The organism is Hymenobacter tibetensis, assembly GCF_022827545.1.
Taxonomy (GTDB): domain Bacteria; phylum Bacteroidota; class Bacteroidia; order Cytophagales; family Hymenobacteraceae; genus Hymenobacter; species Hymenobacter tibetensis.
This window is the reverse complement of the sequence record NZ_CP094669.1, coordinates 3157734-3173406: the sequence shown is the minus strand read 5'-3', so window position 1 is coordinate 3173406 and position 15673 is coordinate 3157734. Positions and strand designations below refer to the sequence as shown.

The following is a 15673-nucleotide window of genomic DNA, read 5'->3' as shown; positions in this document are numbered from 1 at the left end:
CTGTAAGGTTGCAAGCTGGCACATTACCGAACCGTGGCCGTGCTTGACTGACGTTTCGCTTTTACTTTCTTGATCTTCTTCCCTGCTTCGGGCGCGGCCTGGTCCGAGCTGCTTACTAAGGTCATTTCGTTTACCAAATGCTTGGCTCCGGCGAACTTATCGACTACGAACAGCATATAGCGCACGTCCAGGGTGATGTTGCGGACTCGGTCGGGGTCGAACATGATGTCGGACATGGTGCCTTCCCAGTTGCGGTCGAAGTTGATGCCAATTAACTCCCCGCGGCCATTGATGACGGGGGAGCCGGAGTTGCCGCCGGTGGTGTGGTTGGTGGCAATGAAGGCAACGGGTACGCTGCCTTTGTAGGCATAAGAGCCGTAATTCTTGGTTTGGTACAGTTCGGTGAGGCGGGCGGGCACTTCAAACTCAGGGTTAGTCGGGTCCGCCTTTTCCATAATACCGTCGAGGTTGGTATAGAAGTCGTACTTAACACCGTCGGCGGGGGCGTAGGGCTGTACCTGGCCGTAGGCGACGCGTAGCGTGGAGTTGGCATCGGGGTAGAACTTGCGTTCGGGCTGTTGTTGCCGTAAGCCGGCTACGTACGTGCGCTGGAGCAACGCAATGTTGTCGGTGGCGGCGGTGTAGGTGGGCAGGATGGCGGTGCGATAGTTACTGACGATGGCCGAGGCCAGCTGCACGGCCGGGTCATCGAGCAGGGCGCGAGCGTTGCCTTTGGCTACTTCGTTGAGGAGCGCCTGGGCGCTTTCATTGGAGGTTAGCCGCGACTTGTCATATAGCTGCGTTACGTACGTGCTCCAGCCGTTTTGGCCCGGATACTGTTTGGATAGGTTTTTTACGTAGGTAGGCAGCAGCGTGGTGGGCGTGCCGGTGGCGTAGAGTGGCAACAGGGCGGTAGCTACTTTCTGGTCGGTGGCGGCGCTGTAGTTGCGGTAGAAATTAATTACGCCAGCCCGGGCTTTATCTACTGCGGTAGCTAGCTCGGTGGCCGGTACCTTGCTTTGCACCATTTCGGCCAGCGGAACCAAGCTGTTGGCCACGGCCACTAGCTCAACGCCTAGGGCGGCCTCAGTCACGTAGTCGCGGGCTAGCGTATAGTCGCGCGCGGCGGTGTAGCTGCGCTCTAGTTGAGGAAGCAGCGTGCCATAGGCTGCTTTGCGGGCCTCGTCGCCGCTGTTCACCCACTGCTGAAACGTTACTTCCTGTTGCTGCTTGCGCGTCACGGCGTCCAGTTTTTTCAAGCCGCGGTTTTCCCCAATCCACTTTTTCCAGTAGTTGGCAATGCTGGCATACTTGGCCGCATACTGAATGCGCACCTTGTCAGAAGCCTGCATATCAGCGGCCAAGATTTTCAGCTTCGCATCGCGCACCTTGATTTTGGCTGGGTTCGATACGGAATAGGTTTCCTCCACACCCCAACTCGTCAGGTATTCGTTGGTGCGGCCGGGAAAGCCGAAAACCAGCGTAAAGTCGCCGGGCTGCACGCCCGCCAAGGAAATGGGTAGGTGATGGCGGGGCGTAAACGGGACGTTGTCTTTGGAGTAGGGGGCGGGCTTGTTGTCGGGGCCGGCATAAATGCGGAACATGCTGAAGTCGCCGGTGTGGCGGGGCCAGGCCCAGTTGTCGGTGTCGCCGCCGAACTTACCGATGCTGCTTGGGGGGGCACCCACCAGCCGGATGTCCTGAAACACTTCAGTTACAAATAGATAATACTCGTTGCCGTTGTAGAACGGACGAATAAACGCTTGATAGTGCGTGCCTTGCACGGCTGCTTGCGCCACCCGCTGGATATTGGCTTGCACTAGTTTCTCCCGGTCGGCCTCCTGCACATTGGCTGTTGGCACCCCGGCCAGCACTTGGCTGGTTACGTCTTCCATCTTAACAATAAACGTAGCCGTGAGGCCCGGATTAGGAAGTTCCTGCTCCCGGGTCATGGCCCAATACCCTTTCGTGAGGTAGTCGTTTTCAACCGAGGAATGCTGTTGAATCTGGCTGTAGCCGCAGTGGTGGTTGGTGAGCAGCAGGCCCTGGCTGCTGACAATTTCGCCGGTGCAGCCTCCCCCAAATTGTACTACGGCATCTTTCAAGCTGCCTTGGTTGATGCTGTATATCTGGTCGGCGGTGAGTTTGAGGCCCTTTTTCTGCATATCGGCCTCGTTGAGCTGCTTGAGTAGCAGCGGCAACCATAGCCCTTCGTCGGCGCGAGCTTGCGGAAGAAAAGACAGAAGAGCCAGCGCCAGCGCGGCCAGCCGGAAACGTAAATTCATAGTAGAGCGGATGTACGGAAAAAGAACACAAAAATAGCCTACTAGCTGCAGGCAGACATGATTACTTGTGGGGCTACGTTGACTACGGGCAAACAAAAACGCCCAACCAGCTAAGGTTGGGCGTTTTAAAATTTCCCTAGGAAGCAGAGCGGATAGTTACATTCGCGCCGCCAGCCTGCAGGCTAGGAGTGACCCATTTCCGCAACGGCCGGCAAGTTTTCGGCGTTGGTATTAGACGCTGCGTAGCCCGGCTTCGAGGAAGCCGCTGGGATGTCGTCGGTTTCGTCGGTCGGATTGGCAGCCTCCCACTCGCGGAAGCGGCGGATTTCATCCTGGAACTTCTCTACAAACCAGCTGATGAGGGCCAAGTCATCCAAGAAGCCCACAACAGGCACAAAATCCGGTACCAAATCAATGGGTGAAAGCGTGTACAGCAATACTGCCAGCCCCGATATAATGGTGGTGTTGTCTACTTGCCGGTAGCTGCCGCTGATGTAGTTGCGCACCAGCCGTACCAGCGTGCGGGCCACGTCGAATACCTGCTTGAATTTGTTGTCGCCGCTTTCCTTGCTGGCGAGCTTGGTGGCTACTTCGTTGAGCACCAGCACAGCTCGGAATGGACGGCCTAGCAACTTACCAGCGCGATTGAGGAATACGCTGAATAGCGCGTTTTTTGAGATGGAAAGCCCTTTTTCTAAGAGAGAAGACATATGATGAGGTTTTCTCCGGGCTTACGCGGGGAAGGCAAAGGAGGTTATTGGAGAGGCAAATGCTCCATGCAAGACGCTTTTTATACTGGCCCTATTTCTTCCAGTTTATTTTTTAATTGCTGCAGATGAAATGTGGTGCGACTGATGTGAAATGCGTCAGTTACCGGCGGGACAATTACTCGAAAAAGCACACCGAGCCGCCTACCCAATCTTTGTTCTTGTTGAAGTCCACGCCTATCATGGCGCCGCGGCTAAGGCGGCCCAGGTTGGTGAGCAGGGTGGGGCGGGCGTCGCCATCGGGCCAGCCGTAGAGCATTCGAATTTCGCACTTCACCAGTCCATCCGGCGACTGAACAACGGGCTCGTACTGCACTTTGCGCTGCAAGAGGTAGTTATGCTTGTCGGCTATGGCGTCGAGGTCGGCAGCGGCTACATCGAGTTTCACGCCGCTGCCCGCGAAGGAAAACAGTGGCTTGAGCACGTAGTTCTCCAGGTCGGTGGGGTAGGTAGACAGTTGGTCGAGGCGGTAGCTTGGGGGGATATAGGGGCTTTGGAGCAGCGGCAGCGTGTACTTGCTGATGCGGAAAAACCAGTTGGGGTGCCCCACCCATTCCACGTCTACGTCGTCGGTTAGCTCGAACTCGGTTTCGAGGCCGGGATAGTGCGCTAATTCATCGAAGATAACCCGGTTGTAAATACGCTTAATCGGGATGCGGCGGCCATCTTGCTCGTAATACAACTGCCGGCCCTCCTTGCGTACCTTGGTTAGGCACACGGGCGTCACGCCCAAATAGCGCTTGGTCAGCTCGAAATCGATGCGGGTTTTCTGCTTTTCCGGAAACAGCTCCAGTAGAATCACATTCTCTGGGTTTTCGTCGGCTACAATCAGTTGCCGAAGCCGCTCTATGTAGTCGGCGGAGCTAGGGTTCTGGAAAAGGTGAGAAACAGAATCGGGCACCGGGAAAAACCGACGATACGCATCCTGGAAGTAATCCTGGAAAGCATACAGCGAGGGAAAGCCTTGTAGTTCAATCAACTGAGGCTCTAGCTCGCCGTTGGCATTGCGGCACACCGCGTAGTCAATAGCAAGGAAAGAAGTATGCGCGTTTTCGTTGGGCACTCGTAGGGCAGGCGGGACGGCCTGCTCCGTACGACTTTTGAAGTCGGGTGCCGTCAGTACGTCGATGATGCTTTCGCCCGCTTGCACCAACTTCTCCCGCAACGCAGCCGGCACGAAAATCGGTGTCTCGGCTAAGCGAAACTCCAGTTGTCCCGGCAACTCCTGATCTATCGTGTGCAACATTTCCTGATAGCGTTCGGGGCTGAAAGCTTGGTTGTAGCGGGCGCGAAATTCAGGAATCATAGAAGGAGAGTAGATGAAAGGATGAGCGCTGGAGCTATTCTAAAAGCACTAAAATGTCACGCCAGCGGGCTGCCGGTCGGTGGCAGTGGGGGCCAGTGCCGCCACTGCTTGGCGCAGGAAAGTGGGAACAACCAGGGACTCCGTTAACTCGATGGTGTGCGGGTCTTGAAGTAGGCGCACCATTTCCTCGTATTTGGCCTCGCCGTGGTTGGCTATAATCTGCTCGCGCTTCTCGGTGGTTTGGAAGTGGCGCAACATACCCTCACCGTCGGCCTCGGGGTGGAACTGGGTGCCAATAATCTCGGGCGTGAAGCGAATAGCCATAATGGCGCGGTCCAAAGGCACGTGCGGGCGTTCTTTTTCCATAGCCAGAACAGTCATGCCGGATGCTGCTAAGCGGGCTTCGTTAGGCTCCGTCACTTGGTAGTCGCGCGAATCAACCGAGAAAAACGGTTCGGGCAGAGTACCTAAGATGGGGTCGGCCTGGCCCGCTTCAGTCTTGTGCATCGGGAAAATGCCGAACGAAGTGGACTTGCGCTTACTCAACAGTCCTACTTCCAAGTGTCGGCTTACCAGCTGGAAGGAGTGGCAAATTAGAAACACGTGCTTCTTTTGGCTATGCTCTCGGTTCCAAGCGAAGAGGCTATCAATGAGCGAAAAGTAGGGCTTTTCCCAGGCTTCATCGGTCGGGAGCGGACTGCCGGGGCCGCCACTGGAAATATAGATGTCATAGCTCAGATCAGGCAGTTCTACGTTAGCCCGCACATTGAATACATCAAAAGCAAGACTAATGGGGCTGGTTTCCTGTGCCCGACGCACAAGTTGGAGAATACAACGCATGCCCTCGTTGGGAGCATTGTCGTACATGTCCAGAATAGCAATTTTAAGAGGCTTCATATAATGGGGCCGCCCGGCGGCTAGGGTAGTTCAAAACAGTGAGTATCCGCTTGCTAGAGCGGATAGGCAAGTAGCAGCAAAAAGCAAAAGTACAAAAAACAAACGCCAAGCTTTTGCAGCCTGGTCCTGCTCTCAATGAACAAAAGCAGTCTGCTGCATACGATGCGCAGAACATGTACGACCGAAGAAGCCTGGAAAGAGAGGAAACGCGGTCCGGGTGCTCCGCGTTTCCTCTTCCAGCATTATAGCCCGTGTGACGTCTCGCTGACAATGAAATCCACCACTTTTTTCAAGTCGTTGGTTTCCTTGAAAATTTTCAGCTGCCGGTCGGCGCCGGTGCCCATTTCCAGCATTTTGTGCACGTATTCCACTTCATGGCGGCTGCCAAGCTCGTCTAACACGTCGTCGATAAACTCCAGCAGCTCCATGATGAGCTCCCGGGTAGGAACTTCCGATTCCTTGCCGAAATCAATCATCTTGCTGTCGATGCCGTACCGCGCGGCCCGCCATTTGTTTTCATTGATGAGGGCTTTGCGGTAGAGCCGGAAGTTGAGGTTTTGGCTTTTCAACTTGTAGATTTTGGCCACTAAGGCTTGCATCACAGCCGCTAAGGCTACCGTTTCGTCTACCCGCAACGGCATGTCGCAGATGCGGTACTCGATGGTATCAAAGAAGGGGTGCAGCCGCAAATCCCACCAAATCTTCTTGCCATTGTCGATGCAGCCCGTCTTTACTAGCAAGGCAATGTACTCATCGTACTCGCTGGCACTGCTGAAATAATCGGGAATGCCCGTACGGGGAAACCGCTCGAATACCTTGGTGCGGAACGACTTGTAACCTGTTTCGCGTCCTTCCCAGAACGGCGAGTTGGTTGAAAGCGCGAAAACGTGCGGCAGAAAATACCGTAGCGTGTTCATGACATACACGCCCAAATCTCGGTTTTCAAGCCCAATATGCACGTGCATCCCAAAAACTAGGTTGGAGCGGGCGGCCTCCTGCAATTCTTCCACAATCTTGTCGTAGCGGGCATCAGCCGTAATGGGCTGGTCCTGCCACCGAGAAAACGGGTGCGTACCCGCCGCGGCTATTTGCAGTCCGACCTTATCGGCCAAGCCGATGACCATGCGCCGCAGGTGCGTTACTTGCTCGCGGGCCTCCGAAATGTTGTGGCAGATAGTAGTACCAACCTCTACCACCGACTGGTGCATTTCGGCTTTCACTTGCTCCTGCAACACCACCTTACCGCCTTCCACAATCTCCGACATATGGGAGCGTAAGTCACGGGTTTCGGGATCTATCGTCTGAAATTCCTCTTCTATTCCGAGCGTGAATTGGGGCATGGTTAAGGTGGTATAGGTGGTCGGATAAGGTTAAAAAACTAGCATTCCGACGCGGGAGGTATCTGAATAAGCCGTTCGACTACTACACTCAGATTCCTCTCGCGTCGGAACAACAATTCAACAACGTTGCTTAATCTTTCTTTTTAGCTTTCGGCTTCACTTCTTCGTCCTTCTTGGAGGCCTTCTTGGCAGGAGCGGCCGGACCGCCAGCTGAATTTCGTACGAACGTGCCCCAGGTCAGGTTATCGCGACCCGGCTTGTGGGCCTTGGCCCGGCTGATAGCCAGGTTGGCGGCGGCTTCCACCACCCACTCGAAGTTCTGCTGACCAACAGAATTCACGTCGGCATCGGGCGCCGGATTGCCGAAGTCGATGGCCAGCGGAATACCGTCGCGCACAGCAAATTCCACGGTGTTGAAGTCGTAGCCCAAGCCTTGGTTCAGCTTCAGCACATAGTCTTTCATGGTAGCCAGAAGCTTCTTGCCAGCTTGGCCAGTGGTTTTCATTTCGGTGGCGTAGCGCAAGTGCGGCTCGTTGCGCGGCTCGTACGGCATGATGAGCACCTCCTTGCCCCCGATGCAGTAGCAGCGGAAATAGTCGGTGAAGTCAACTGCTTCTTGGAGTAACATTACCAGTTGGCCGGTTTCGTCGTAGGCGCGGTGAAAGTCGTGGATGTTATCGAGCTTGTACACGCTCTTCCAGCCACCACCGGAGTGAGGCTTCATGTAGGCTGGGAAGCCAATTTTGGCAAACGCTTCGTCCCAGTTGGTCCACTCCAGGTTACGGAACGAATTGTGGCTGGTGTCATCAGGCCGCTGCTTCGAAGGCAGGAGCAACGTGCGTGGCACTGGTACGCCAAGCTGTACGGCCAGCGCATTATTGAAGAATTTCTCATCGGCGCTCCACCAGAAAGGGTTGTTGATGACGGCCGTACCCGTAAGAGCCGCATTCTTAAGGTAGGCGCGGTAGAAAGGTACGTCCTGCGAAATCCGGTCGATGATGACAGCGTAATCAGTTGGTACTGCCTGTTCGACTTGGCTGATACTAACGAATTCAGCCGCGAAGCTGCCGCCCGCTTTCTGGTTTACGCGGTCCACGAAGGCCTGCGGAAAGGTGTTTTCCTGTCCGAAAAGAATGCCGATTTTTTTCATAAGCTGAGCCCGAAGGGAAGAGTCCGGGCAGGGTTAAAGTGGAAAGAGAGGTTACTTAGAACGTTGAAACAGCAGCGTCGAACACAAAGAAGAAAGGCGCTAAAGCAAGTACTTGCACCAACATTCTACAGGTTGAACTCTTGCTTCTTAGCCCTCAAAGTTGTGATAAATAACGCGGAAACATCTCGCGCCACACTGGCCAGTCGTGGGTGCCGAACGGGTCTACATCCAACCAGTGCCGGATGCCTTTGCGGTGCAGAATGTCGGACATCTGGAAGTTGGAGCCCTTGCAGAAATCGTGTTCGGCGGTGCCCAGCACGATATTCATGCGGTGAAAATGCTCGTTTTCTGCATTCGGCATGAAGTCGGGTGGGTTGTTGTAATATACGTTCTCGTCGTAGTAGCCATCCAGAAACTGCCTAATGTCGAAGGCGGCGCCCATGGTAAGTAAGTGCGCTACTTGGTCGGGGTGGCGAAACGCAAAATTCATGGCGTGGTAGCCTCCGAAGCTGCAGCCAGCAACCCCAATCTTATCGACGTGGCACTCCTGCTGCAGCATCGGTACCAGTTCCTGGCTAACCATCTGGTCGTAGCGGATGTGGTTTTGCACGCGCTCCGCTGGGTGCAGGTGCTTGCCGTACCACGTGTGGCGGTCTACGCCGTCGATGCAATAGAACTTGAACTTGTGCGTGTCGGCGAACCACTGCACGGCTTCGAGCAGCTTGAAATCCTTGGCTTCGTAGTAGCGCCCCATGGAAGTGGGGAAAAGTACGATGGGGTAGCCAAGGTCGCCGAAGACCAGCATCTCCACATCATGGCCGAGGTTGTGCGAGTAAAAGGGGCGGTAGGCTTCCTGCAAAATCCAGTCAACTAGAGGTGAACAATGACAATAAGAAAAGAATAAGTTGAAACTTATCGAAAATATCTGTGCAATTCTTCTTCGTCTAAACGGCTAATGCTACGGTGGAGGTTATTGTAAGGGCTAAGAATTTTACTTTTGTGGATGTATTTGCCAATTGATTCCGAGCGTAGTCGCTCCCTGCGAGTGGTGCCCGACGCTGCGCTGCATTCCAGGTTTTTGGGGCGGCCCGTTCAGCTCGACGTGGTGCTACCTCCCGGCTACAACCCTGCTGCCGCCGCGCCTTATCCCGTTCTGTACCTCAACGACGGCCAGGATTTGCGCCGCTTGCGCCTACCCGCTATCCTGCGCCACCTCTACCGGGAGCGGCAGCTACAGCCCTTCGTACTCGTGGCCATCCATGCCCATCAGCGCATTCAGGAGTACGGCACCGCCGCGCAACCCGACTACCTTAACCGGGGCAGCCGGGCCGGTTTGTACACTGAATTCATGGTGCACGAACTGCTGCCCTACGTGCAACAGCACTACCACGTCACCGCGGCGGCGGCCCAAACCGTAGTTGCCGGCTGTTCCTTGGGTGGGCTTACCGCTTTCGATTTCGTGTGGCACCACCCCGAAACAGCCACGCGGGCCGGGGCCTTTTCCGGCTCCTTCTGGTGGCGCCAGCGCGCTATCAACGACGGCTACACCGATGCCGACCGGATCATGCACCGCTTGGTGCGGGCCCGCGCCGCCCACCCCGACCAGCAATTCTGGCTGCAAACCGGCACCCTCGACGAAACCAACGACCGAAACCACAACGGCATCATCGATTCCATCGAAGATACCCTCGACCTAATGGCGGTTCTGGTTCGCCAGGGCCTGCCTGATTCATGTATCCGCTACGTGGAGGTAGCGGGGGGGCGCCACAACCAGCACACGTGGGGGCACCTACTGCCCGACTTTTTGTATTGGGCCTTTGGAGTGCCTGGCGCTACTGCCCCCCGGGCTGTACTTCAGGCAGATACAAGCCAGCTTACCAGCCCCTGGAACAGCCGGCAGCGACTTCACCGGCGGCGGCATTGTGGCAATACGCATTTTTCTCAGTACTTAGCGGCATCCGTTTTACCTGCTTCATTTATGTCTGCTTCGCCCCGCCCGGCCGCTGGCCAGTACAACGCCTACTACGACACCTACATCAGCTTGGTGCCCGATGGGGCGAATCCATTGTTCCAGCTTCAGCAGCAGCCGCAAGAGTTGCACCGCCTCGTCGGGCACCTCACCAACGAGCAGGCCCTCTTCGCGTATGCGCCAGGCAAATGGACCATCAAGGAATCGTTGGTGCACATCATTGACACCGAGCGCATCTTCGCGTACCGGGCCCTGCGCATCGCCCGCGGCGACCAGCAACCCCTAGCGGGCTTCGAGCAAAACGACTATGTGCCTACCTCCGGCGCCAATGACCGCACGTTGGAAAGCATTCTACAAGAGTACGACACCGTGCGGGCTGCCACGCTGAGCCTGTACGAGTCGTTTCAGCCCGCCGCCTACGACCGGATGGGTACGGCTAGCGGCTTTCCTGTCAGTGTGCGGGCTCTGGCTTTTATACTGCCTGGCCACGAGGCGCATCACCTGCATATATTGCGGGAGCGGTACCTGCCGAATTTGCCGGCTTAGCGAGCAACACGCCGTCCACCGACTGCGTTATTTCTTTTACCTCACACTCCTAAACCCTCACATTATGGCCAAAGCGCAAGACGCCCGCAAAGAAAAAAAGAAGGAGCCTGTCAAGACAACTAAAGAAAAGAAGGCTGCCAAAGACGAGAAAAAGCAAGCTCGCGCTCGTAAGCAAGAATAAACTAATTAATCGAAAGGCCTAAACTACTTATATTGTTTAGGCCTTTTTATTTATTTATCAGGTAGACTCATTTACAATAAGTAGTAGAGATGTAGAGTAAGTCGGAACAAGTAAAATATGAAACTCCCTAAGACGCCTGAAGATATTGTAACTGAAATTTATAGTGCTTCTGATAGCTATGGTGACTTAAAAACTAGACAGTTAATTTATGTGCTAAGTGAAGTAGCCGATGATATAGTAGTAGAAGGCGTTATGCAAGTATTCGAACGTGCGCAGAGGGTGGAAGCTAGTTTTGTAGACCAGGAAGTTGCTGGCCGAATTCTAGCAGAGAGAAAGCCTCTTACGAACGTGCATCCTGAGAGTCTGATAGAAAGATGTTTAATTGGTTGGAACAAAAGTGCCGAGCAATTTCCATTCTGGCTGGTTGAAGTTTTTGGACAGAAAATATTCTAACTGCTTTAACTGCTATTGAGAATAAAAATATATCACAACTAGAAAGAGAGAAACTAATTACTATGCGCTGGTGGATATATAATATAGCGCCAGCAGAGTAGTGAAAGAGTTTACAACGTGTAATACACCTCTTTCTCTTTGTCGTGGTGTTTTATGTAGCCGTGAAGGGTTAGCTTAATTAAAGTTCGATAGGCCCGGCGCTGCCCGATGTTGAGCAGCTTCATATACTGTTGTAGCGTGATGCGTGGGTTCTGGCGTAAATACTCTAGCACCGCTAGTTCCTCTTTATTGAGAGGCAATTTCTCTAAGCGCGGGAAGGCGGGCTCGGTGCGTTCTAGAACTCGTTCGGTAAGCTGGCTGGTTTGTACACTTTCGTCGCGCACGCGCACATAGCCACGCCAGTCGCCGTCGGCTACTTGGGCGCGGTGCGGTTTGTGGGCACTTTCAGGCACCGTCACAACCAGAATGGTGCGGCCCTCTTCTTCAATTTCTCTGATTCTAAGCGTGAGGGGAGGATCCGCATAGTGTTCCGCGGCTTGGCGAAGCAAGTACATTTCCTCTTCGGCATCGCGCACGCCCACAATGCGGCCGTCATCGTCCACCCCCACCAACACCTGGCCACCGTGGGTGTTTGCCAATGAAACCAAGGTGCGCGAAATGCGGGTAGGGTGGGTGGTTTTCTTTTTGAATTCCAGCCGCTCTCCCTCGCCTTGTCGAATCAAGCTGTGTAGGTCAGGCATAAGGTAGCTACGCTTCAACTTTCTAGGCGTGGGCAATAAAGGCTGTCCGCGCGAGAGGAAAGTATAGGTTATCAACTACGGATTTTTCCTCGGGCCGGACGGCACCCGTCCAACCGGAAGGGAAACGCGTGGTTATTCAATTCCAGTTTCTTCTTCCGAAATCCGCCAGAGCCGGGCAGCATCCGTGCGATTTTGCGCGCGGCTAGAACTGCGGCCTGGCCGGGAGTTTTTGAAATACAGGCCGCTTACCTTGGTCACATCCGGTGAAGTAGCCAAATAAATGCTGGTTTTAGCGCCGTTCTCCGGGCTGATCATGAACGGCTTGGCAGGCCACCAAAGGGCTTTCATACCCCAAGAGCTACCGGCGTGCACGAGGCCCGTGTTCACCAAGCCCGGATGCAAGCAGTTTGCCGTTATGTTGGTAAGCTCCAGGCGGTAAGCCAGCTCGGTGGTGAACAGGATATTGGCCAGCTTAGAATCGGCGTAAGCAGTGAGCCAACTGTATTTTTCCGGAGCGTTGCGCGCCTCCTGCGACAGTTCTATTTCCCCCAGCCAGTGCGCCTCCGAAGCCACCGTAACGATACGGCCTGTTTCCGCTTCCGACAGCAGCGGCAGCAACAATTGGGTGAGCGCAAAAACCGACAGATGATTGGTCGCCCAACTTAATTCGTGCCCTTCCGACGTGATGGTTAGCGGGCCAGGCATGATGCCCGCGTTGTTTATCAGAATATCCAGCTTGCTGTAGTCGCGGCTGATGTCTTGAACGAGCTGTTGCACATTAGCCACCAACGATAAGTCACAGAGACGGACATCTAGCTGCACGTGAGGCGAGGAAAACAAAATGGCGGTGCGGGCACGCTCCGCTTTCTCCGCGTTGCGTGATACCATAATCACGCGTGCTCCCCGGCGTGCCAACTCCCGGGCTGTTACCAATCCAATTCCACTGCTAGCTCCGGTAACGAGTGCAGTTTTGCCAATAAGGGAAGACCCAATAGAAATAGCCATACGCGGCGAATACGGTGGAAGCGGCGGCAAGTAAGAACTAGCCGGGCAATATGCGGCTATTAACGAGACAAGGCCGAAGGAAAGTTTGTCAAGCAGGTAATATAGCCCTGCCTGTGGAGATAGATGAAGGGTTGCGACACTGTAGCATAAAAAATGCCGCTCCTTTTTGGAAGCGGCATTTCGTTGCTTGGCATGCGCCAACGGCTATAGCTTAAAAAGGCAAGTCGTTGTCGTCGTCGGAGGCAATCGGAGCGGCCGAAGCACGCAGATTGGGGTTCTGGTTGGCAGCGGGGGCTGAAGTAGCAGCGCGGGGTGCCGCTTGCTGATAGCCACCACCTTGCGGAGCACCTGTACCACCAGCGGCGGGCTCAATGCGCCACGCTTCTAGGTTGGTGAAGTACAGCATTTGGCCGTTTTTGTTGAAGCCGCGGCCCCGGAGGTTGAACGCAATTTTCACCTCGTCGCCCACTTTGAACGGGTCGATGAGGGCAGTTTTATCCTGCACTAATTGGAACTTGATATGCTCAGGGTACTGGCCATCTACAACTTCCAGCACGAACTCGCGCTTGCGGAATTTCTCGCTCACCTGCTGTTCATCGAAGATTTCGTGCAGGCGGCCGGTAGCATCGTAAGCCATAAGGTAAATATTTTGGGGAGTGAAAACAGTAAATCAAACGTACGAAAAAAAACGGGGTTCGGCTATCCAGACTAGCTGCCGATGAGCTCGAGCAGGTGCGTACCTTTGGGTTAACTTCGATAATCAGCCCGAAGTTTCGTTGCGCATGAATCATCCTTTTTCACTGGCCATCCACGGTGGCGCCGGCACTATTTCTCCCGCTCTCATGACCCCCGAAAAAGAACTCGCCTACCAGGCAGGTTTGCGGGAGAGCTTGGAAGTTGGGTACGAGTTACTGCGGCAGGGGGGCTCCGCCCTCGACGCTGTGGAACTAGCCGTGCGCAGCCTCGAAGACAATCCGCTCTTCAATGCTGGCCGGGGCGCCGTGTTCACGCACGAGGGCCACCAGGAAATGGACGCCGCCATCATGGACGGCCGCAACCGGGCCGCTGGCGCCGTGACTGGCGTCCGGACCGTGCAAAATCCGGTTCGGGCGGCGCGGCTGGTGATGGAGAAAACCGAACATGTGCTGCTGGCCTACCCCGGGGCCGACGAGCTGGCGCGGGAATACGGCCTGCCCATGCAACCTGCTGAATACTTTTTCACACAGCACCGCTTCGACCAGTTGCAGGAGGCACTCCAAGAAGGCCGCATGCGCCTCGACCACAGCCAGGCGCTAGCCGCGGCTACGCCGCTTGCTGAGCCGGGCGCGTTTCCCAACGAAGACCCGAAAAAGAAGATGGGTACCGTTGGAGCCGTTGCCTGCGACCAGCATGGTAACCTAGCCGCCGCCACCAGCACCGGCGGCATGACCAACAAGCGCTACTCCCGCATCGGCGACTCGCCCATTATCGGTGCGGGCACCTTTGCCGACAACTGCACCTGCGCTATTAGCTGCACGGGGCACGGCGAGTTTTTCCTGCGCGCGATGGTGGCCCACGACATCAGCTGCCTGATGGAGTATCGTAATTTAAGCTTGGCCGAGGCCTGCCGCATTGTGGTGCACGACAAGCTAGCGCCAGTGGGCGGGGAGGGGGGGCTCGTGGCTGTAGATGCCGCTGGCAACGTAGCATTGCCCTTCAATTCCGAGGGTATGTACCGTGGTAGTTATACGTCGTCCAAGCTTTACATCGGCATCTATAAAGACTAAGCTGGCCGGTTGGTTTTTGTACCTATATATATAAGGAGTAGCCGAAGAAAAACCAGATACTACTTTAAACATGCAAAAGCCGCGTCCCAAAGCTGGAAACGCGGCTTTTTCAGTAATACGCCCGAGAGGAAGTTACGAGTCCGTGGGAACTGGCGCTGGCGCGTTGGCTGACTGCTCGGTCGTCAGTTGGTCGGATTCAACGGCTTGGAGTAGCAGTTTTAGGTTGGGATAGAATTCGCGCTGGGATACGTCATACACGTTGCCTTTCACCAGCACGTGCAGCAGCATGTTTTCTATGGAAATGGCTTCCCCCTTGCGGGCGGCGCTGGCGTTATTGTGCTCGAGCTTGTGTCCGTCCATAATCACCACCAGATTCGAGCCGACGGCTTCAAACTGATTGCCGCCCGTAATCAGTACGCCGGTGTCTTCGCCCAACCCGATACCAACCAGTTTGGGATGCAGTGCCACCGCCTCAATGAGCCGCCCAAATCGGCCGCGCTTCACAAAGTGGGAGTCGATAACCACATTATCGAGCAGGCCGAGGCCGGTACTCATCTTCACGGCGCCCTTCATCAGGGCATCAGGAACGCTGCCGCCCGAAATCATTGTCTGCGACATGGCCATGGCTCCCGCCGAAGTGCCCGCAATAATGAAGTTGGGAGATTCGTGGTAGCGCTGCTTCAGTACCCGCAGAAATTCGGTGCCGCCAAACATCTGGGTGAGGCGCGACTGATTGCCGCCGCTCATCATGACTACATCGGCGTGGCGCAGCCGTTCTACATACTCAGGCAGTAGTGCATCTTCGGGCGTCCGAATATCCATGATGCCCACCTGATGGCAGTTGAGCATGGCAAAGGAAGTCACGTAGATCTTGGCCACTTCTTCCGGAATCATGGAAGCCGTGGTAATGACTTCGATGCGCGGATCTTCTTTGCCGGATTCGAGCACCACCCGTTTCAAAATGCCTAACTCGAAAAAGTTGAGGTAGTATTTCTTTTTCGTACGCGGGTTAGGGTAGGTGCCCTTGTCTTCATTGCCGCCGATGGCAATAAGCTTACCCAATGGTTTAATGTTCTTCAACGCAAAAAATCAAACTAGTACAACACAAAATAAGAAACCGCAAGCTGCGACAAGCAAGCTTCGGACCAGGCAACTCAACGCTATAAACAAAAAACAACACGCAATGTCGAATTCCTAACCAGTGGCAAAAGATTACTACATTTTTCCGGCTGCTATGGTGCCCTTTCCCTTACTTGTTGCAGTGAATG

At 54.9% G+C, this 15673-nt stretch carries 14 protein-coding genes; 3 read left to right on the top strand and 11 right to left on the bottom strand.

Annotated elements, in window-relative coordinates:
- Positions 1-23: 23 nt before the first annotated feature.
- From MTX78_RS12740 to MTX78_RS12710, 7 genes are all read right to left on the bottom strand, one after another.
- Entirely contained in the window at positions 24-2285 is a 2262-nt protein-coding gene (locus MTX78_RS12740; protein WP_243794661.1) for a S46 family peptidase, read from the bottom strand.
- A gap of 182 nt (positions 2286-2467) precedes the next feature.
- The gene (locus MTX78_RS12735; RefSeq protein ID WP_243794654.1) at positions 2468-2995 is read right to left on the bottom strand and encodes a YkvA family protein; all 528 of its coding nucleotides are present in this window, start codon (positions 2993-2995) and stop codon (positions 2468-2470) included.
- A 175-nt stretch (positions 2996-3170) separates the two neighbouring features.
- Complete coding sequence (locus MTX78_RS12730; protein ID WP_243794652.1) at positions 3171-4358, bottom strand: hypothetical protein; 1188 nt, start codon at positions 4356-4358, stop codon at positions 3171-3173.
- Between the two features lie 48 nt (positions 4359-4406).
- Positions 4407-5255 (bottom strand): type 1 glutamine amidotransferase, encoded by an 849-nt coding sequence (locus MTX78_RS12725; RefSeq protein ID WP_243794650.1) that lies wholly within the window; start codon positions 5253-5255, stop codon positions 4407-4409.
- 242 nt (positions 5256-5497) lie between these two features.
- Complete coding sequence (locus MTX78_RS12720) at positions 5498-6595, bottom strand: carboxylate-amine ligase (RefSeq protein ID WP_243794648.1); 1098 nt, start codon at positions 6593-6595, stop codon at positions 5498-5500.
- Positions 6596-6725: 130 nt separating this feature from the next.
- Positions 6726-7745: an ATP-grasp domain-containing protein gene (locus MTX78_RS12715; protein ID WP_243794646.1), complete on the bottom strand. Its 1020-nt coding sequence runs from the start codon at positions 7743-7745 to the stop codon at positions 6726-6728.
- A gap of 154 nt (positions 7746-7899) precedes the next feature.
- Positions 7900-8604, bottom strand: coding sequence for an alpha/beta hydrolase-fold protein (locus tag MTX78_RS12710; RefSeq protein WP_243794644.1), 705 nt, complete (start codon positions 8602-8604; stop codon positions 7900-7902).
- Between the two features lie 150 nt (positions 8605-8754).
- On the opposite strand from MTX78_RS12710, the gene MTX78_RS25355 reads away from it, so the two are divergent.
- On the top strand, positions 8755-10260 hold the full coding sequence (locus MTX78_RS25355; protein ID WP_317258899.1) for an alpha/beta hydrolase-fold protein: 1506 nt from the start codon (positions 8755-8757) through the stop codon (positions 10258-10260).
- A gap of 298 nt (positions 10261-10558) precedes the next feature.
- On the top strand, positions 10559-10894 hold the full coding sequence (locus tag MTX78_RS12695; protein ID WP_243794627.1) for a hypothetical protein: 336 nt from the start codon (positions 10559-10561) through the stop codon (positions 10892-10894).
- Between the two features lie 110 nt (positions 10895-11004).
- Here MTX78_RS12695 and MTX78_RS12690 read toward each other — a convergent pair whose 3' ends face one another.
- The 3 genes from MTX78_RS12690 to MTX78_RS12680 all read right to left on the bottom strand — a co-directional run bounded on the left by MTX78_RS12690 (position 11005) and on the right by MTX78_RS12680 (position 13276).
- A complete protein-coding gene (locus MTX78_RS12690; RefSeq protein WP_243794625.1) occupies positions 11005-11634 on the bottom strand; it encodes an AlbA family DNA-binding domain-containing protein in 630 nt (209 codons plus the stop codon).
- A gap of 132 nt (positions 11635-11766) precedes the next feature.
- The gene (locus MTX78_RS12685) at positions 11767-12639 is read right to left on the bottom strand and encodes an SDR family oxidoreductase (RefSeq protein ID WP_243794623.1); all 873 of its coding nucleotides are present in this window, start codon (positions 12637-12639) and stop codon (positions 11767-11769) included.
- A gap of 211 nt (positions 12640-12850) precedes the next feature.
- The gene (locus MTX78_RS12680; RefSeq protein ID WP_243794621.1) at positions 12851-13276 is read right to left on the bottom strand and encodes a DUF3127 domain-containing protein; all 426 of its coding nucleotides are present in this window, start codon (positions 13274-13276) and stop codon (positions 12851-12853) included.
- A 145-nt stretch (positions 13277-13421) separates the two neighbouring features.
- Here MTX78_RS12680 and MTX78_RS12675 point away from each other — a divergent pair, with 145 nt between their 5' ends.
- Entirely contained in the window at positions 13422-14405 is a 984-nt protein-coding gene (locus MTX78_RS12675) for an isoaspartyl peptidase/L-asparaginase family protein (protein ID WP_243794620.1), read from the top strand.
- A 132-nt stretch (positions 14406-14537) separates the two neighbouring features.
- Here the strand turns inward: MTX78_RS12675 and MTX78_RS12670 are convergent, their stop codons facing one another.
- The gene (locus MTX78_RS12670) at positions 14538-15485 is read right to left on the bottom strand and encodes a cyanophycinase (protein WP_243794618.1); all 948 of its coding nucleotides are present in this window, start codon (positions 15483-15485) and stop codon (positions 14538-14540) included.
- Between the last annotated feature and the right edge of the window lie 188 nt (positions 15486-15673).

Bases quoted from the DNA above. Each gene is read 5' to 3' on its own strand.
- MTX78_RS12725 (WP_243794650.1), bottom strand. From the start codon at position 5,255: ATGAAGCCTCTTAAAATTGCTATTCTGGACATGTACGACAATGCTCCC.
- MTX78_RS12730 (WP_243794652.1), bottom strand. From the start codon at position 4,358: ATGATTCCTGAATTTCGCGCCCGCTACAACCAAGCTTTCAGCCCCGAA.
- MTX78_RS12675 (WP_243794620.1), top strand. From the start codon at position 13,422: ATGAATCATCCTTTTTCACTGGCCATCCACGGTGGCGCCGGCACTATT.
- MTX78_RS12685 (WP_243794623.1), bottom strand. From the start codon at position 12,639: ATGGCTATTTCTATTGGGTCTTCCCTTATTGGCAAAACTGCACTCGTT.
- MTX78_RS12680 (WP_243794621.1), bottom strand. From the start codon at position 13,276: ATGGCTTACGATGCTACCGGCCGCCTGCACGAAATCTTCGATGAACAG.
- MTX78_RS12720 (WP_243794648.1), bottom strand. From the start codon at position 6,595: ATGCCCCAATTCACGCTCGGAATAGAAGAGGAATTTCAGACGATAGAT.
- MTX78_RS12695 (WP_243794627.1), top strand. From the start codon at position 10,559: ATGAAACTCCCTAAGACGCCTGAAGATATTGTAACTGAAATTTATAGT.
- MTX78_RS12735 (WP_243794654.1), bottom strand. From the start codon at position 2,995: ATGTCTTCTCTCTTAGAAAAAGGGCTTTCCATCTCAAAAAACGCGCTA.
- MTX78_RS12715 (WP_243794646.1), bottom strand. From the start codon at position 7,745: ATGAAAAAAATCGGCATTCTTTTCGGACAGGAAAACACCTTTCCGCAG.
- MTX78_RS12740 (WP_243794661.1), bottom strand. From the start codon at position 2,285: ATGAATTTACGTTTCCGGCTGGCCGCGCTGGCGCTGGCTCTTCTGTCT.
- MTX78_RS12690 (WP_243794625.1), bottom strand. From the start codon at position 11,634: ATGCCTGACCTACACAGCTTGATTCGACAAGGCGAGGGAGAGCGGCTG.